At 37.7% G+C, this 17513-nt stretch carries 15 protein-coding genes and 12 tRNA genes; 25 read left to right on the forward strand and 2 right to left on the reverse strand.

What is annotated here, in order from left to right; all coding sequences use genetic code 11:
* Window positions 1–133 precede the first annotated feature (133 nt).
* The 6 genes from DM800_RS04995 to uvsE all read left to right on the forward strand — a co-directional run bounded on the left by DM800_RS04995 (window position 134) and on the right by uvsE (window position 8770).
* Entirely contained in the window at window positions 134–1549 is a 1416-nt protein-coding gene (locus tag DM800_RS04995; protein WP_000809356.1) for a branched-chain amino acid transporter BcaP, read from the forward strand.
* A gap of 108 nt (window positions 1550–1657) precedes the next feature.
* A complete protein-coding gene (locus DM800_RS05000) occupies window positions 1658–2929 on the forward strand; it encodes an MDR family MFS transporter (RefSeq protein WP_048542888.1) in 1272 nt (423 codons plus the stop codon).
* A 371-nt stretch (window positions 2930–3300) separates the two neighbouring features.
* The gene (locus tag DM800_RS05005) at window positions 3301–4386 is read left to right on the forward strand and encodes a D-alanine--D-alanine ligase (RefSeq protein ID WP_088121135.1); all 1086 of its coding nucleotides are present in this window, start codon (window positions 3301–3303) and stop codon (window positions 4384–4386) included.
* 60 nt (window positions 4387–4446) lie between these two features.
* Complete coding sequence (gene murF, locus DM800_RS05010) at window positions 4447–5823, forward strand: UDP-N-acetylmuramoyl-tripeptide--D-alanyl-D-alanine ligase (protein ID WP_088121136.1); 1377 nt, start codon at window positions 4447–4449, stop codon at window positions 5821–5823.
* 305 nt (window positions 5824–6128) lie between these two features.
* On the forward strand, window positions 6129–7715 hold the full coding sequence (gene cshA / locus DM800_RS05015) for a degradosome RNA helicase CshA (RefSeq protein WP_000206596.1): 1587 nt from the start codon (window positions 6129–6131) through the stop codon (window positions 7713–7715).
* A 92-nt stretch (window positions 7716–7807) separates the two neighbouring features.
* Window positions 7808–8770, forward strand: a complete 963-nt coding sequence (gene uvsE, locus DM800_RS05020) for a UV DNA damage repair endonuclease UvsE (RefSeq protein WP_048542883.1) — start codon at window positions 7808–7810, stop codon at window positions 8768–8770.
* Here uvsE and DM800_RS05025 read toward each other — a convergent pair.
* Window positions 8763–9335, reverse strand: coding sequence for a rhomboid family intramembrane serine protease (locus DM800_RS05025; protein ID WP_000906923.1), 573 nt, complete (start codon window positions 9333–9335; stop codon window positions 8763–8765). The genes uvsE and DM800_RS05025 overlap by 8 nt on opposite strands.
* A 92-nt stretch (window positions 9336–9427) precedes the next feature.
* Between DM800_RS05025 and acpS the strand changes: the two genes are divergently transcribed.
* The 6 genes from acpS (at window position 9428) to DM800_RS05055 (ending at window position 15371) form a co-directional block, all read left to right on the forward strand.
* Complete coding sequence (acpS, locus tag DM800_RS05030; protein WP_147786531.1) at window positions 9428–9787, forward strand: holo-ACP synthase; 360 nt, start codon at window positions 9428–9430, stop codon at window positions 9785–9787.
* Window positions 9788–9943: 156 nt separating this feature from the next.
* Window positions 9944–10894, forward strand: a complete 951-nt coding sequence (locus DM800_RS05035) for a LolA family protein (protein WP_002096914.1) — start codon at window positions 9944–9946, stop codon at window positions 10892–10894.
* 118 nt (window positions 10895–11012) lie between these two features.
* Window positions 11013–12182 (forward strand): alanine racemase, encoded by a 1170-nt coding sequence (alr, locus tag DM800_RS05040; RefSeq protein WP_000390587.1) that lies wholly within the window; start codon window positions 11013–11015, stop codon window positions 12180–12182.
* A 309-nt stretch (window positions 12183–12491) separates the two neighbouring features.
* Entirely contained in the window at window positions 12492–12779 is a 288-nt protein-coding gene (locus tag DM800_RS05045) for an antitoxin EndoAI (RefSeq protein ID WP_000004570.1), read from the forward strand.
* Window positions 12780–12783: 4 nt separating this feature from the next.
* Complete coding sequence (ndoA, locus tag DM800_RS05050; RefSeq protein ID WP_000635963.1) at window positions 12784–13134, forward strand: type II toxin-antitoxin system endoribonuclease NdoA; 351 nt, start codon at window positions 12784–12786, stop codon at window positions 13132–13134.
* 68 nt (window positions 13135–13202) lie between these two features.
* Window positions 13203–15371 (forward strand): Tex family protein, encoded by a 2169-nt coding sequence (locus DM800_RS05055; RefSeq protein ID WP_000426248.1) that lies wholly within the window; start codon window positions 13203–13205, stop codon window positions 15369–15371.
* 57 nt (window positions 15372–15428) lie between these two features.
* Here the strand turns inward: DM800_RS05055 and cmpA are convergent, their stop codons facing one another.
* Window positions 15429–15545, reverse strand: coding sequence for a cortex morphogenetic protein CmpA (cmpA, locus tag DM800_RS05060; protein WP_001143642.1), 117 nt, complete (start codon window positions 15543–15545; stop codon window positions 15429–15431).
* Between the two features lie 195 nt (window positions 15546–15740).
* On the opposite strand from cmpA, the gene DM800_RS05065 reads away from it, so the two are divergent.
* From DM800_RS05065 to DM800_RS05125, 13 genes are all read left to right on the forward strand, one after another.
* Window positions 15741–16199, forward strand: coding sequence for a SprT family protein (locus DM800_RS05065; protein ID WP_000344252.1), 459 nt, complete (start codon window positions 15741–15743; stop codon window positions 16197–16199).
* A 114-nt stretch (window positions 16200–16313) separates the two neighbouring features.
* Window positions 16314–16388 (forward strand) — tRNA-Asn (locus DM800_RS05070).
* A gap of 3 nt (window positions 16389–16391) precedes the next feature.
* Window positions 16392–16482, forward strand: a tRNA-Ser gene (locus DM800_RS05075).
* Between the two features lie 8 nt (window positions 16483–16490).
* Window positions 16491–16565: transfer RNA gene (locus DM800_RS05080), tRNA-Glu, on the forward strand.
* Window positions 16566–16569: 4 nt separating this feature from the next.
* Window positions 16570–16645: transfer RNA gene (locus DM800_RS05085), tRNA-Val, on the forward strand.
* Window positions 16646–16669: 24 nt separating this feature from the next.
* Window positions 16670–16746: transfer RNA gene (locus tag DM800_RS05090), tRNA-Met, on the forward strand.
* Window positions 16747–16749: 3 nt separating this feature from the next.
* Window positions 16750–16825: transfer RNA gene (locus DM800_RS05095), tRNA-Asp, on the forward strand.
* Window positions 16826–16912: 87 nt separating this feature from the next.
* Window positions 16913–16987: transfer RNA gene (locus DM800_RS05100), tRNA-Gln, on the forward strand.
* Between the two features lie 5 nt (window positions 16988–16992).
* Window positions 16993–17065: transfer RNA gene (locus DM800_RS05105), tRNA-Lys, on the forward strand.
* Between the two features lie 16 nt (window positions 17066–17081).
* A tRNA-Leu gene (locus DM800_RS05110) sits at window positions 17082–17164 on the forward strand.
* Window positions 17165–17262: 98 nt separating this feature from the next.
* Window positions 17263–17339 (forward strand) — tRNA-Arg (locus DM800_RS05115).
* Between the two features lie 3 nt (window positions 17340–17342).
* Window positions 17343–17419, forward strand: a tRNA-Pro gene (locus DM800_RS05120).
* A gap of 1 nt (window position 17420) precedes the next feature.
* Window positions 17421–17491 (forward strand) — tRNA-Gly (locus tag DM800_RS05125).
* Window positions 17492–17513: the final 22 nt, after the last annotated feature.

Consider the following 17513-nt stretch of genomic DNA (forward strand, 5'->3'; position numbering starts at 1 on the left):
TGATAAGGATATTGTATGTTCCGAAAGATTTCTACTTATTTCGACAAAAGTATTGACTGGGGAAAGTGCAATGAGTAAAATAAAAAAGCGAATTAAAAATTTTCAGAAAATTTAAAACTTGGAGGAGCATGCTATGAAGCAAATTTTTCAAAAGAAGCCTATTGCAAAGCTAATGCAAGAGAGTAAGCAAAAGACGTTAGCAAGAACATTGGGTGCATTGGATTTAACTATGCTTGGAATCGGGGCAATTGTTGGAACAGGTATTTTTGTTCTAACGGGCGTGGTAGCAGCAAAACATTCTGGACCAGCTATTATATTATCATTTGCGATAGCCGCGTTAGCCTGTGCCTTTGCTGCATTTTGTTATGCTGAATTCGCTTCTTCAGTTCCTGTCTCAGGCAGTGTGTATACGTACACATATGCGACGATGGGAGAGGTATTCGCATTTTTAATTGGATGGGACTTAATGCTTGAGTATTTACTCGCTACATCTGCTGTAGCAAACGGTTGGTCCGCTTATTTTCAATCTTTATTAAAGGGATTTGGGATCCATATTCCTACCATTCTCTCCTCGGCCCCTGGTACAGGAAAGGGTGGAATAATTGATTTGCCTGCGGTTCTAATTATTTTAGTAATGACAGTTCTTTTATCTAGAGGTGTTCGTGAAAGTGCACGAATAAATAACATTATGGTGTTTATTAAATTAGCGGTTGTTCTCATATTTATCTTTGCTGGTTTTAATTATGTAAAACCTGAAAATTGGACACCTTTTATGCCGTTTGGCTTAGATGGTGTAATGGCTGGAGCTGCTACAGTGTTTTTTGCATTCATAGGGTTTGATGCAGTTTCAACGGCAGCAGAAGAAGTGAAACGTCCACAACGTGATTTACCAATTGGCATTATTGCATCTTTATTAATTTGTACGGTTCTTTATATTGTTGTTTCACTTATTTTGACAGGAATTGTTCCATACGGACAGTTAAATATATCAGATCCAGTTGCTTTTGCACTTCAATTTATTGGACAAGATAGTTTAGCGGGAGTAATTTCAGTAGGAGCAATTACAGGAATCACAACAGTAATGTTAGTTATGATGTATGGGCAAGTACGTGTTTCGTATGCAATGAGTAGAGATGGATTATTGCCGAAGCGCCTTGCTAAAGTCCATCCGAAATTTAAAACACCATTTTTAAATACATGGACAACAGGAATTATTGCAGCACTTATTTCAGGATTAATAGATTTAAATGTGTTAGCGCATCTTGTAAATATGGGGACTTTATCAGCCTTTGCACTTGTAGCTGTTGCTGTTATTGTAATGAGAAGAACTCATCCGGATTTACCAAGAGCATTTAAGGCACCACTTGTACCATTTTTACCAGCATTAACGGTGATTTTTTGTTTATATTTAATGCTTCAGTTATCCGGAACTGCTTGGATTAGTTTTGGGGTATGGATGGTTATCGGTATTGCGGTTTACTTCTTATATAGCCGAAAACATAGTGCTTTAAATAATAGTAAAGACGAAGAAGATGCAGCGAATTTATAAGTTGAAAAATCCATTCTAATTCTGTTAGGATGGATTTTTTGTTCTGAAAATTTACATTTTTCTGATTGTGTATATAATATAATTGTTGGGGAACTGAGGGGGGAATGTATGAAAAATACGTGGCGTGAGTTAAGGGAGATGGACCGAAACATATGGATTCGGTTTATTGGCGAAACGTTAAATGGAATTGCAATGATGATGTTGATGCCTTTTTTTGCCCTATATTTAAAAGATAAGGTGGATTCGTTATTGGAAGTAGGGGTTATTATGGCACTTTCTCCGATTGCCGCAAGTTTCGGTTCTCTTCTTGGTGGGAGGATTGCTGATATATATGGAAGAAAGCCAATAATGATTTTTTCAATGGTGAGTAATGCTTTGTTCATGCTAGGTTTTTTATTTATAGAAGGATTTATTCCTTATGCTATTTTATCTATTTTTTTAGGGCTCAGTAATTCATTATTCCATCCCGCTGCATCAGCAATGGTTGCGGATGTAACAGCACCTGAAAAAAGAACAGAAGCATATGGTTTATTACGAATGGGGCACAATATAGGTGCTGCAATTGGCCCGATAATGGGTGCTTCAGTAGTTATGTTGTCGAAGAACCTTGTGTTTATTATTGCCTCGTCTACGATGTTATTTTATGCATTACTTGTATTCATTCTTATTCAAGAGACAATGCCAAAGAGTGCGACTAAAGAAGAGAATAAAGAAAAGGAATCAGAGGCGGTTTGGAAAATTGTAATGAGAGATAAGGCACTAATGATTTATTTGTTAGCAGGTATCATTATTTCAATGGGATTTTCTCAAACAGAGGGCATGTTGCCGCTGCACTTTGATAATGAAATGAAAGGCATTTTTGGAACTAACAATCCATATCCATATTTAATGGCTTTAAATGGACTATTAGTTGTGTTGTTCCAATTTCAAATTTCAAAATGGGCCACAGATAAACCTGTCGGAAAGACGATGTTATATGGTGCATGTTTGTTCGGTGTTGGTTTGTTCTTTATAGGATGGTTACCGAAGTGGTTTGGAGAATTTGATGCAAATGCTACGATTATTTTAATAACGTTGCTGTTCGTTTATGCCATATATACGTTAGGTGAGATGATTATGTCGCCTGTACAGATGACGTTTGTAGCGAATTTGGCCCCTGAGCACTTGAGAGGGACTTATATGGGAGCTGCCAGTTTGCAGTGGATTACAGGAGGCGCATTCGGTCCACTTCTTGGCGGTTTTTTATTGGATCGATTACTTGGCCACTTTCTATTTACAATTTTAGCTGTAGGATGTGTAGTTGCAGGTATTGTATATGTTTCTTTAGATCGTCTCGTTGAGCAAAGGCAAAAAGGCACACTGACCAAACAGTCTTCTTAATGAGTAGATGACATACACAAAAAGGGGAGATTTCTACATATTTTAGGTACATAACTAGATTGGATTACAATTTTATCCCGCTATTTATGGGCAGTAAGACTTCCACCTTAAAATTCGGCGGGAGATAACTGTCCGATTGGTGCGGGCTGATAATTAGTGGGGATGGCCCCTCGTTAATTAAAGTTTCACTGTATTTTAGAATTTAATTTTGTATATTTATGAAGAAAGTTAAGTAGAAAAAGTATAGAAAACCAATAAGTGGTGTCATTTAATTATTTGTGGAAGTTACATTTTATTTCAAATAGGAACTACCTATTTTTATAAAAAGTGCTAAAATAGAAAAATGAAAACAATTGGTTAGGGTGATTTCAGTGACAAAAATTAAATTAGGTTTATTATATGGTGGAAAATCAGCTGAGCATCAAGTTTCGCTACAAACGGCTCTTGCTGCTATTAAAGCATTAAATCAAGATAAATTCGAGATTCATCCAATTTATATTACAGAACAAGGTCAATGGGTGCGCGGTGAGCGTATTGAAGGTGAAGTAACAGATGTTGAAGTTCTAAAAATGAGCGGCGCAGAAAATGCGATTTCTCCGTTATCATTAAGCACAGAAATCATTCCATCTGCAGCTTCTGAGGAAAACGCTATCGACGTTATTTTCCCATTATTACATGGACCAAATGGTGAAGATGGAACGGTTCAAGGATTATTAGAATTAATGAACATTCCTTATGTAGGAAATGGTGTTCTAGCATCTGCTGCTGGTATGGATAAAGTTGTTATGAAAAACATCTTCGCAGAAGCTGGATTGAAACAAGCGAAGTATGCATCGTTTATTCGTAGTGCATGGGAAAAAGATCGTGAAACAGCATATGAAAAAGTAGAAGAAGTTTTAGGATATCCTTGCTTCGTAAAACCAGCAAACCTTGGTTCAAGTGTTGGTATTAATAAGTGTAAAAATCGTGAAGAGCTTGAGAATGCATTTGAAGAGGCGTTCCAATTTGACCGCAAAATTATTGTAGAAGAAAATATAGTTGGACGTGAAGTAGAAGTTGGTGTATTAGGTAATGATGAACCGAAATGTTCAGTTGTAGGTGAAATCGTACCGAAAAAGGACTTCTATGATTATAAGTCGAAATATATCGATGGTGATACAGCATTAATCATTCCGGCTGAAATGACAGAAGAAGAGTCTAATGTCATTAAGCGAGATGCGATTATTGCATTCCAATCTTTAGATAGTGCTGGCTTAACAAGAGCTGATTTCTTCTTAACGAAAGACGGAGAAGTATATATTAACGAAGTGAATACGATGCCAGGGTTTACGCCGTTTAGTATGTTCCCTCTACTATGGCAACATACTGGATTACCGTATCCGGAATTAATTGAAGAGCTAATTCGTTTAGCGATTGAGCGTCACGAAGAAAAACAAAAAATTAAATATACAATCTAACAAAAAAGGAGGAAGCACTATTCGCAGGAATAGTGCTTCCTCTATGTAAGGAGTGTTCTCATGATAAATCGAACGTTAAAACAAGTAGAACAGATGGTAAATGGTACGGGATTAGCAGAGCAATATGAGGGAATTACTATACAAGGAGTCTCTATTGATACGAGAAAAATTGAAAATGGAAACTTATATGTTCCGATTCAAGGTGAACGTTTCGATGGACATGCTTTTGTAGATAAAGCCGTTGAAAATGGAGCTGTGGCGACATTATGGATGAAAGATGTAGCAAATCCACCTGAGAATCTTCCCGTTATTTTTGTGGAAGACACGTTATCAGCATTACAAATGTTAGCGAAAAACTATCGCAATCAATTGGATGTGAAAGTTATTGGTGTGACAGGGAGTAACGGTAAAACATCTACAAAAGATATTGTAACAAGTCTTCTTGCGACTAAATTCAAAGTTCAAAAAACAGAAGGAAACTTTAATAACCATATTGGGTTACCTCTTACTATTTTAAACTTAGAAGAAAATACAGAAGTAGCTGTATTAGAGATGGGTATGTCCAGCCGAGGGGAAATTGAATTCTTATCTAAGTTAGCACGTCCAAATGCAGCTATCATTACGAACATTGGTGAGGCACATTTAATGGACTTAGGCTCTCGTGAAGCAATTGCTGAAGCGAAATTAGAAATTGTGACAGGATTACAAGAAGGTGGAGTATTCGTATATAACGGAGATGAGCCATTATTAACAAATCGTGTTCCTGAAATGAATTTAATAGCTGAAACAGTTACGTTTGGTGATGCTAGAGCAAATGATTACTATCCAACGACTGTAACATTACAGGCAACTGGGACACATTTTAAAATGAATAGAGAGGAAAATATTTCATTCTACTTACCAGTATTAGGAAAACACAACGTGTACAATACGCTTGCTTCAATGGCAATTGCGAAATATTTTGGTGTAACGTGGGAAGAGATGAAAGAAGGTTTAGTAACACTTCAAATGACAGGCATGCGTATGGAAATTGTAAAAACAAATAGTGGTTTAACAATTATCAATGATGCTTATAATGCAAGTCCAACGGCTATGGAAGCAGCGTTCCACCTAATGAATGGTTTAGATGGATTTGCTAAAAAAATTGTTGTACTTGGTGATATGCTAGAACTTGGTGATCAAGAAGTACAATTCCATTATGAGGTAGGTAAATTAATCGATCCAGCAAAAATCTCATATGTGTTCACATATGGTAAATTAGGGGCTCAAATTGCTGAAGGAGCGAAAATTAATTTCCCTATTGAGCGTGTAAAAGCGTATGATAATAAAGAGGAGCTAGTAAAAGAGTTACAAGCAGTAGTTGATGTGAAAGATGTTGTATTAATAAAAGCATCTCGCGGCATGAAATTGGAAGAAGTAATTACGATGTTGAAATAATTGGTGTATATAAATAGGGATGATAGATGCGAAAATAGAAGAAACTTATAATAAGCGCTTACAGTAAATATAAAAAAATAAAAGTGAAGAAAAAAACTCTGAATATGAAAATAAGGTAACAGTTGGGTTTGCTTTTTGCACATACAAAACTTATAATTGATAAAGTGTAATAACGTTTAGAAGTATTTTCGCGAAGAATATACGCCCGTTTATATACGTGAGCATTCAGGAAAAGGGCTTTTCCGCAAATTCGGAAAACGCCTTTTTTTAAATGATAAGTATAGGATAGAAAAGGAGAAGTAACATTGACAACATTTCGAGAATTAGGATTAAGTGAGTCTTTACTACAATCTGTTGAAAGTATGGGCTTTGAAGAGGCTACGCCGATTCAAGCTGAAACAATTCCACATGCATTGCAAGGTAAGGATATTATTGGGCAAGCGCAAACAGGTACAGGGAAAACAGCAGCATTCGGATTACCACTATTAGATAAAGTGGATACAAATAAAGAAGCAGTTCAAGGTATTGTTATCGCGCCAACGCGTGAATTAGCAATTCAAGTTGGAGAAGAGCTGTACAAAATTGGTAAACATAAACGCGTTCGTATTTTACCAATCTATGGTGGTCAAGATATTAACCGCCAAATTCGTGCTCTAAAAAAACACCCACACATTATTGTTGGTACGCCGGGTCGTATTTTAGATCATATTAACCGTAAAACACTTCGCTTACAAAACGTAGAGACAGTTGTTCTTGATGAAGCGGATGAAATGTTAAACATGGGCTTCATTGAAGATATTGAAGCGATTTTAACAGATGTGCCAGATACACATCAAACATTATTATTCTCAGCGACAATGCCAGATCCAATCCGTCGTATTGCTGAGCGTTTCATGACTGAGCCTCAACACATTAAAGTAAAAGCAAAAGAAGTAACAATGCCAAACATTCAGCAGTTCTATTTAGAAGTGCAAGAAAAGAAAAAGTTTGACGTGTTAACACGCTTATTAGATATTCAATCTCCAGAGCTTGCAATCGTATTCGGTCGTACAAAGCGTCGTGTTGATGAATTATCAGAAGCATTAAACTTACGTGGTTATGCAGCAGAAGGTATTCACGGTGACTTAACACAAGCGAAGCGTATGTCTGTATTACGTAAATTTAAAGAAGGTGCTATTGAAGTTCTTGTTGCAACAGACGTTGCTGCACGTGGTCTTGATATTTCAGGCGTAACACATGTATATAACTTCGATATCCCACAAGATCCAGAATCATACGTTCACCGTATCGGTCGTACTGGCCGTGCAGGTAAAAAAGGTATTGCAATGTTATTTGTAACACCACGTGAATCAGGACAATTAAAAAATATCGAGCGCACTACAAAACGTAAAGTTGATCGTATGGAAGCACCGACACTTGACGAGGCATTAGAAGGTCAACAACGTTTAATCGCTGAAAAACTTCAAAGCACAATTGAAAATGATAATTTATCATACTACAAGCGTATTGCAGAAGAAATGTTAGAAGAGAATGATTCTGTAACAGTAGTAGCTGCTGCTTTAAAAATGATGACAAAAGAGCCAGATACAACTCCAATCGCTTTAACGTCAGAACCACCAGTTGTTTCAAGAGGTGGCGGTTCTAAAAAACGCGGCGGTAACGGAGGCGGATACCGTGATGGTAACCGTAATCGTAGTCGTGACGGACGCGGCGGTGGCGATGGTCGTAACCGCGATCGCAATCGTGATGGTGGTAGCCGTGGTGGCGATGGCCGTAACCGTGATCGCAATCGTGATGGTGGTAGCCGTGGTCGTAAAGGTGAAGGTCAAGGTCGCCCTGGATCTTCAAATGGACGTGGCGAAAGAAAACATCATAGCCGTCCACAAGCTTAATAAAAAAGAGAATGCCCTTTGCTGGCATTCTCTTTTTTTATTTCTATAATTGTACATACTACATAATAACTTGTGTAGAAAAGAGGTGCTACATGCTTGTAAGACTTGGATATGTTGCGATGAGTGTACATTTAAAGAATGCATCTCCATCTCAAACGATGACATATGCGCAGTTTCAACGAATTGGTGATCGAGAGGCTGCAATTCGTAAACTCGAAAGAATTGCTAATTCGAATTTAGAAAATTGTTTACGGTTATTAAAGCATAATAAAGGGCATGACATATCTTTCTTTCGGCTTAGTTCCAAGCTTGTTCCTTTAGCGAATCATGAGGAGTTGTTAGAGTGGAACTATATTCGCCCCTTAAAAGAAAATTTAAAAGTACTAGGTGATTACGCTATTCGAATGAATATGCGTATTGATTTTCATCCAGATCATTTCGTTGTGCTGAATTCACCTGAAGAGAATATTTTTAAACAATCTGTAAAGACATTGCAGATGCATAAAAAATTATTAAAAGGTATGGGGATTGAACATAAGCAACGATGCGTATTACATGTGGGTGGAGGTTATAAAGATAAGGAACTCGCATTAGAACGCTTTATAGAAAATTGGTCAAGTGTTCCAAGAAGTATCCAAGAGATGGTCATATTAGAAAATGATGATACGACCTTTTCTTTAGAAGAAACATTGTATTTAGGTGAAAAATTAGATATTCCAGTCGTGTTTGATTTGCATCACCATATGATGAATAATGATCGAGAAGATTGGCATGAAGATTGGGCGCGTGTTGTACATACGTGGGAATCGTCTTTGTTACCAGTGAAAATGCACATTTCTAGTCCTAGAGAGGGAAAAGACCCGAGAGCGCATGCGGACTTTATTGATGTAGATACTTTTTTATCTTTTTTAAAAAAGATAAAGGGAAGTGTTCCGCAAATTGATTGTATGATTGAAGCGAAGAAGAAGGATGAGTCTTTATTTCAACTAATGAGAGATTTAAGTAAACAAACAGATGTAGAAATTGTCGATGGTGCGAGCTTTTATATTAAATAAGCTCTGCACCATCGAATTTTTTTGTTAATAAAGGAGTGCAAATACCACCAATAATCAATCCTGTTAAATGGCTTATAGGGTTAGCGGAGGGATTGAAGAAAGTGAATAGTAGTAATATACATATCATGATTGAAAAAATAGCAATGTCTCTTGGATTGGAAGAACGATATCGACTATACAATAGAAATAATTGTGCACCTAGCAATCCGAAAATACCACCAGATGCCCCGGCATGAATATATTCAAGAGGCATAATGAGATAAGAAGAAATATTTCCAAGAATTCCAGAAAGGAAAAAAATAATGATGAAAGAAAAGTGCCCTAGTTGTTTTTCAATAGAAGAGCCAAGCACAAATAAACAAATACTATTAGAAAGGAAATGTTGTAAGTCTACATGTACAAGTAAGGAAGTTATGAGACGCCACCATTCTCCTTTAGCGATATATTCATTGTAGGATGCCATGGGAAAGAGAAGAAAGTCGCCTAACATAATCATGACTAATTGTATGAGAAGTAAAGCGATGACGATTGGTTGTAAGGAAATGCGGGCAGAAGGTATTAGCATGTTGTGAGTATCACTCCTTTTGCATCAGAAAGATTCTCTGTTATTCTTACAATATGAAAAAAGAAAGCTAAATAGAAGAAGGGGATTTTGAAATGATTATAGGGATTGGAATCGATATTATTGAATTGAATCGAATTGAAAAAATGCTAGATGGAAAACTTAAATTTATGGAGCGTATTTTAACTGAAAGTGAACGTAATGTTGCTAAGGAGCTGAAGGGAAGTCGCCTTACAGAGTTTGTAGCTGGAAGATTTGCAGCGAAAGAGGCGTATTCAAAAGCGGTAGGAACTGGTATTGGAAAAGAAGTAAGTTTTTTAGATATTGAAGTAAGGAATGATGATAGAGGTAAGCCGATTCTCGTTACAAGTACAGAGTATATTGTTCATTTATCAATTAGTCATAGTAAGGAATTTGCTGTTGCTCAAGTTGTTTTAGAAAGCTCGTCACGCTAGTCTGCATATTTTATATCTTTGTCTCATATATTTGATGTAGCGATAAGGAAGGTACATCTTCCATTCATTTATAGGGGCAAAGGGGCTGAAGTGATGAAAAGGCGTCTGTTTTTAGTTCTTGTCGGTTTATTAACCGTTTTTGTGTTGGCGGGTTGTATGGAAAAGAAACAAGATGATGTTGTGAGAGATTTAGAGGCGAAAGTAAAAGGGATGAAAAGTTATCAAGCTGAAGCAAAATTATCTATTAAAACAGGGAATGAGCCTCAGGAGTACAAGGTAGAAATATGGCATAAGGAACCTTCTTTTTATCGTGTGAATTTGCAGAATGCGAAAAAAGATCAAAGCCAAATTATTTTAAGAAATGAAGAAGGGGTATTTGTATTAACGCCAGCACTTAATAAGAGTTTCCGTTTCCAAAGTGATTGGCCGCAAAATAGTAGCCAGGCTTATTTATATGAATCCCTTGTGAGAGATATTTTGCAGGATAAGAAAAACCTTACTTTTGAAAAAACAGATAAGTATTATATTTTTAAAACAAAAACAAACTATCAACATCAAAACATGTTGCCGAAACAAGAGATTACATTGAAGAAAAGTGATTTAACACCAGTTTCGGTGAAGTTAATGGATAATGATCAAAATGTTCTTGTGAAAGTAGATTTCTCAAAAGTGAAATTTGATGCGAAATTTGATAAAGGTGCATTTGATACGAAACAAAATATGTCTAGAGCGCAAGTAGATGTTCAAACAACAGCGAAAGAAGACAAACCATTTGCTATTTTGTATCCGCGTGATACGCCGCAAGGTATGGTTTTGAAAGATGAAAAAGAGTTAAAGACAGACAGTGGCAAGCGTGCGATACTCACATACACTGGAAGTAAGAAATCCTTTACTTTGATACAAGAAAAGGCAAAAGTTGCAGAGGCTTCGTCAGCGATAAGTGTGAGCGGAGAATTGGTTGATCTTGGCTTTACAATTGGGGCATTGACGAAAGATTCTTTAACGTGGTCGCATAACGGAGTAGAATATATGCTCGTGTCTAAAGGTTTAGAGCCGAAGGAGCTATTAATGGTTGCTCGTTCAGTTACAGAAAAGCAAGTGAAGTAAACTTCTTAGACGTGGTGATATATGTGCACCACGTCTTTTCTTAGTTTGAAGGGTGGATTTCATAAAAGAAGCATATAAAAGAATAAGCTTCGCATATCGTGTATAAGGAAGTGTATTTATGGAAGAAGCACCATTTTACCGTGACACTTGGGTGGAAGTGGATTTAGATGCGATCTATAACAATATTACACACATTAAAGATTTCATTCCAAGTGATGTAGAGATTTTTGCTGTAGTCAAGGCGAATGCATATGGACACGATTATGTACCGGTAGCTAAAACGGCATTAGAAGCAGGGGCGACAAGGTTAGCGGTTGCCTTTTTAGATGAAGCTCTAGTGCTTCGAAGGGCTGGTATTACTGTGCCGATTTTAGTGTTAGGTCCTTCCCCGCCTCGTGATGTCAATGTAGCTGCTGAAAATGATGTAGCATTAACTGTTTTTCAAAAAGAATGGGTGGATGAAGCGATCAAACTTTGGGATGGTTCATCTACAATGAAATACCATATTAATTTCGATAGTGGTATGGGGAGAATTGGAATACGCGAACGGAAAGAATTAAAAGGGTTTTTAAAAAGTTTAGAAGGTGCGCCATTTTTAGAACTAGAAGGAGTTTATACACATTTTGCAACAGCGGATGAGGTGGAGACTTCTTACTTTGATAAGCAATATAACACATTTTTGCAGCAGTTAAGTTGGTTGAAAGAGTTTGGAGTGGATCCTAAGTTTGTCCATACAGCTAATAGTGCTGCAACGCTACGTTTTCAAGGGATTACATTTAATGCAGTACGAATTGGCATTGCGATGTATGGGTTATCCCCGTCTGTAGAAATACGCCCTTTTTTACCGTTTAAATTAGAACCAGCGCTATCACTGCATACGAAAGTTGCTCATATTAAACAGGTGATTAAAGGGGATGGGATTAGTTATAACGTCACTTACCGAACGAAAACGGAAGAATGGATTGCAACTGTTGCGATTGGATATGCAGATGGATGGCTTAGAAGATTACAAGGATTCGAAGTGCTTATAAATGGTAAAAGGGTACCGATTGTAGGTCGAGTAACAATGGATCAATTCATGATACACCTTCCTTGTGAAGTGCCGCTTGGTACGAAAGTTACACTCATTGGAAAACAAGGTGATGAGTATATTAGTGCTACTGAGGTTGCTGAATATTCTGGGACTATTAATTATGAAATTATTGCAACGATAAGCTTCCGTGTGCCGAGAATATTCATACGGCACGGCAAGGTTGTAGAAGTAATCAATTATTTGAACAATATATAGAAGGTAGTATGGTTTGCTTCTTGTCATTTGAGAGGACTGTTCATTGGTTAAGAATAAGCTCATTTTTGATGAGAAGCTTTTTACTTATCATTACTTTTAACATAATTTAACGTGAATTTTGCTGGGAAACTCTTTCGTTTCTTGTTTGTAATAAGATAAAAATAAAAGAATATGAATGTTTTGTTTGTGAATTGGAAAACATAAGCAAGGAATAAGGAAGTCTTTGCAACAGGCTCCATACAATGGTATTATTACAATAGGTGTCATATATATATTTGGGTGTGTAGTTGACGGTGGAGGTGTATTTTTGTGTCCGAATCAAGTGTAACTACTGAAATCGTGGTTCGGTTGCCAAAGCAAATGGTAACGGAATTGGACGGAATTGGAAAACAAGAGAATAAGAATCGCCATGAACTAATTTGCCAGGCAACACAACTGTTATTGCGTCAACATAAGACGAAGAAACGCTACCAACATGAATCAATGCGACGTGGGTACATTGAAATGGGAAAAATTAATCTTGGTATTGCATCGGAAGCTTTCTTAGCAGAGTATGAAGCAGCTCATACAGTAGAACGCTTAGTTAGCGGGGGGTAATATTTTGATTGTAAAACGCGGCGACGTGTATTTTGCAGACCTTTCCCCAGTTGTTGGTTCTGAGCAAGGAGGCGTTCGTCCGGTTCTTGTCATTCAAAATGACATCGGAAATCGTTTTAGTCCAACGGTGATTGTAGCGGCTATTACTGCACAGATTCAAAAAGCTAAATTACCCACTCATGTGGAAATTGATGCGAAAAAGTACGGTTTTGAGAGAGATTCTGTTATTTTACTTGAGCAGATTCGAACAATCGATAAGCAGCGCTTAACGGACAAAATCACTCACTTAGATGAAGTGATGATGATTCGTGTAGATGAAGCGCTACAAATTAGTTTAGGACTAATAGATTTTTAAATCGGCAGTTTAAGTTGCTCTCTTTACAGGGCAACTTTTTTTTATTATAGAGGAGGTTACGGTTGTATATGGAAATGGTAGATAATCGACAAGCGTTAATGAAAATGTTAGTGAAGGAATTAGGCTTTACCGAAAAGCAAGTTCGTCATGTTATTCAATTAACAGAAGAAGGTAACACAGTTCCATTTATTGCTCGTTACCGAAAAGAATGGACAGGCTCTTTAGATGAAGTGCAAATTCGTACCATTTTAGAGAGATGGCAATATATGATGCAGCTTGAAGATAGGAAAGAAGAGGTTCTTCGTCTTATTGATGAGAAGGGGAAACTGACAGGAGAGTTACGTCAGCAAATTGTTAAAGCTGTAAAGTTGCAAGAAGTAGAAGATTTATATCGTCCATATAAAGAGAAAAGAAGAACGAAAGCAACGATTGCAAAAGAAAAAGGACTAGAGCCGTTAGCTGAATGGTTATTGTTATATAAGAAAGAAGATCCAAATCAGAAGGCAGTGGAGTTTATTAACGCAGAGAAAGAAGTGCAATCTGCAGAAGAAGCATTACAAGGTGCCCAAGACATTATTGCAGAAATCGTTTCAGATGAAGCAGCTTATCGTAGTTGGATTCGGAATGTTACTTTTAGAAAAGGTGTTATGTCTTCGTCCGTAAAAGATGAAGAGAAAGATGAAAAGAATATATATGAAATGTATTACAGTTATGAAGAACCGTTGCAGAAAGTAGTACCGCATCGTGTATTAGCGATGAATCGCGGTGAGAAAGAAGATATATTGAGAGTTTCTGTTGTTCCACCAGTAGATGAGATAGTAACTTTCTTATATAAGAGAGTAATTCGTGATAACGATTCTAAAAGTGCACATTATGTAAAGTTAGCAATTGAGGATGGTTATAAACGATTAATTCAATCCTCCATTGAAAGAGAGATTCGAAAAGAATTAACAGAAACAGCTGAGGAACAAGCGATACATATTTTTTCTGAGAACTTACGTAATTTGTTATTACAACCTCCAATGAAAGGAAAGGTTGTGTTAGCTTTAGATCCTGCATATAGAACGGGTTGTAAATTAGCTGTTGTAGATGATACTGGGAAGGTTCTATATATTGATGTTATTTATCCGCATCCACCTGTTCGTAAATATGAAGATGCAAAAACGAAAGTTCTTTCTATTATAGATAAATATCAAGTTGAAATGATTGCGATTGGGAATGGTACAGCTTCTAGAGAATCGGAAGAATTTATAGTTGATGTATTACAAAATGTGAAACAAGAAGTCTTCTATATTATTGTGAACGAAGCTGGTGCGAGTGTGTATTCGGCCTCCGATTTAGCTCGTGAGGAATTTCCGAATTTACAGGTTGAAGAAAGAAGTGCTGTTTCTATTGGGAGACGTCTGCAAGATCCACTTGCTGAACTTGTGAAGATTGATCCTAAATCAGTTGGGGTTGGACAATACCAACATGATGTATCTCAAAAGAGGTTGAATGAATCATTAACATTTGTAGTAGAGACGGCAGTTAACCAAGTCGGTGTGAATGTAAATACAGCTTCAGTTGCGTTATTGCAATATGTTTCGGGTTTATCGAAAACTGTTGCGAAAAATATTGTGGCAAAGCGTGAAGAAGAAGGGAAATTTACAAAACGAACAGACTTAAAGAAAATACCGCGTCTAGGTGCGAAGACATATGAACAATGCATAGGTTTCTTACGTATATTAGAAGGGGCAAATCCGTTAGATCGAACGGGTATTCATCCAGAACAATATAAAAATGTTGAATTGTTATTGAAGAGTCTAGGGTTATCAAAAGATGACGTAGGGCAATTGCAATTACAAAAGAGCTTAGAAGAAGTGGAGATTTCTAAGTTATCGCAAGAAACGGGAGTTGGGGAGCCAACATTAGTTGATATTATAGATGCGCTCATTAGTCCAGAGCGAGACATGAGGGATGAGTTGCCTAAACCGCTTCTGAAAAAAGGGATTTTGAAATTAGAAGATTTAAAACGTGGTATGGAACTGGAAGGAACAGTTCGTAACGTTGTTGATTTTGGTGCTTTTGTTGATGTAGGTGTAAAACAAGATGGTTTAGTACATATTTCTAAACTAAGCAAACAGTATGTGAAGCATCCGTTAGATATTGTATCTGTCGGACAAATCGTCAAGGTATGGGTAGATGATATTGATACGAAAAAAGGTCGCGTTGCACTATCCATGTTGCCGATTGAATAGTAAGAGAAGAGAGCAGATGAAACTGCTCTTTTTTTATGGGATAAAACGTGTAATGGATTATGAGCTTTGATGTATTTTGCTATAATAAAACCAGCATTCATTTAGTAATTTAATTTGATACCGGTTTTTTTCAAAATATGCGCGTTGCATTTGTTTTTTTAGCCACGTAGGCATAGGAATCCCTCCTTGTTTAATCCTACTCTCAAAAATGTAAGGTACTATTGATGAGAGGTTGGTGAGTGGATTTCTATTCATGCTATATTTTTAGAAACCACGCTTCTTGAATGAGGATGGGTATATGTACTATTTAATATATGTATAAGGGAGGAGAAAAGTGTAAAAATATTTTTTAGTTTAGGAGGAATGAGAGTGGATGAGCAAGAAATACAGCGTCTGGTGGAAGAAGTATCACTACAATACTTCGGAATGCCATTTTTACATAGAGCTATGTTCAATAGTAGGTTGCGTACAACTGGTGGACGTTATCTATTGAATACACACAATATTGAACTGAATTATCGATATTACGAAATGTATGGGAAAGAAGAGTTAGTCGGAATCATTAAACATGAGCTTTGTCATTATCACTTACATATTACAGGAAGGGGCTATAAGCACCGGGATAGAGATTTTCGTGAATTGTTAAAAGAAGTTGATGCGCCACGCTTCTGTAAACGAATAATTAATGAAGAGAAGGAAAAAAAGGTTTATACGTATGAATGTATGGGTTGTTTGCTTCAATATGTAAGAAGACGTCAAATAAATACAAAAAGATATGTCTGCGGAAAGTGTAAAGGGAAACTGAACCTGATAAAGAAAACATCTTGACAGTGAAAACGCAATCCAGTATATTATAAACATGTCACGTTTGTACAAGATGTTGAGAAAAAACATCTTGACTTACGATAAGAAATTTTATAAGATACAAATTGTCTTTATTATTCCGCAGTAGCTCAGTGGTAGAGCTATCGGCTGTTAACCGATCGGTCGTAGGTTCGAGTCCTACCTGCGGAGCCATACAGAGAAGTACCCAAGTGGCTCAAGGGGCTCCCCTGCTAAGGGAGTAGATCGCTAACGCGGTGCGAGGGTTCGAATCCCTTCTTCTCTGCCATACATACTGGCCCGTTGGTCAAGTGGTTAAGACACCGCCCTTTCACGGCGGTAACACGGGTTCGAATCCCGTACGGGTCACCACTTCGGAGGATTAGCTCAGCTGGGAGAGCACCTGCCTTACAAGCAGGGGGTCGGCGGTTCGATCCCGTCATCCTCCACCATATAAATTATATAAATAGTATCATCGCGGGGTGGAGCAGCACGGTAGCTCGTCGGGCTCATAACCCGAAGGTCGCAGGTTCAAATCCTGTCCCCGCAACCAAATGGTCCCGTGGTGTAGTGGTTAACATGCCTGCCTGTCACGCAGGAGATCGCCGGTTCGACCCCGGTCGGGACCGCCATTTTAACTTCTGCTATTTGGCAGTTGTTTTTTATTGGACATTATGTTACAATAACATTTGTCTTTGAAAAGAAGATAAATATTTCGATGGGCTATAGCCAAGCGGTAAGGCAACGGACTTTGACTCCGTCATGCGCTGGTTCGAATCCAGCTAGCCCAGCCATTTACGAGCCATTAGCTCAGTTGGTAGAGCATCTGACTTTTAATCAGAGGGTCGAAGGTTCGAATCCTTCATGGCTCACTTTTGTTTTTTCCGCGCGGTCGTGGCGGAACGGCAGACGCGCTAGGTTGAGGGCCTAGTGGGGGAAACCCCGTGGAGGTTCAAGTCCTCTCGGCCGCATCAAAAAATCTTTTTAAAAAAGTACTTGCATTTGAAAATGTAGTATGATAAGATAATTGAGTCGCCAAAATACAACGACGAAAAAACATCATGAATAAGCGCCCGTAGCTCAATTGGATAGAGCGTTTGACTACGGATCAAGAGGTTAGGGGTTCGACTCCTCTCGGGCGCGCCATAACGGGAAGTGGCTCAGCTTGGTAGAGCACCTGGTTTGGGACCAGGGGGTCGCAGGTTCAAATCCTGTCTTCCCGACCACGCGGGTGTAGTTTAGTGGTAAAACAAGAGCCTTCCAAGCTCTGGTCGAGAGTTCGATTCTCTTCACCCGCTTTTAGTTCTTTGAAAACTGAAC

Origin of the sequence: Bacillus sp. AY18-3 (assembly GCF_008042305.1) — a bacterium.
Lineage (GTDB): Bacteria > Bacillota > Bacilli > Bacillales > Bacillaceae_G > Bacillus_A > Bacillus_A wiedmannii.

Excerpts from the sequence above, each read along its gene's own strand:
- cmpA (WP_001143642.1), bottom strand. The coding sequence starts at position 15,545 with ATGCCTACGTGGCTAAAAAAACAAATGCAACGCGCATATTTTGAAAAA.
- DM800_RS04995 (WP_000809356.1), top strand. The coding sequence starts at position 134 with ATGAAGCAAATTTTTCAAAAGAAGCCTATTGCAAAGCTAATGCAAGAG.
- alr (WP_000390587.1), top strand. The coding sequence starts at position 11,013 with ATGGAAGAAGCACCATTTTACCGTGACACTTGGGTGGAAGTGGATTTA.
- DM800_RS05035 (WP_002096914.1), top strand. The coding sequence starts at position 9,944 with ATGGAAAAGAAACAAGATGATGTTGTGAGAGATTTAGAGGCGAAAGTA.
- DM800_RS05055 (WP_000426248.1), top strand. The coding sequence starts at position 13,203 with ATGGAAATGGTAGATAATCGACAAGCGTTAATGAAAATGTTAGTGAAG.
- acpS (WP_147786531.1), top strand. The coding sequence starts at position 9,428 with ATGATTATAGGGATTGGAATCGATATTATTGAATTGAATCGAATTGAA.
- murF (WP_088121136.1), top strand. The coding sequence starts at position 4,447 with ATGATAAATCGAACGTTAAAACAAGTAGAACAGATGGTAAATGGTACG.
- DM800_RS05025 (WP_000906923.1), bottom strand. The coding sequence starts at position 9,335 with ATGCTAATACCTTCTGCCCGCATTTCCTTACAACCAATCGTCATCGCT.
- uvsE (WP_048542883.1), top strand. The coding sequence starts at position 7,808 with ATGCTTGTAAGACTTGGATATGTTGCGATGAGTGTACATTTAAAGAAT.
- DM800_RS05000 (WP_048542888.1), top strand. The coding sequence starts at position 1,658 with ATGAAAAATACGTGGCGTGAGTTAAGGGAGATGGACCGAAACATATGG.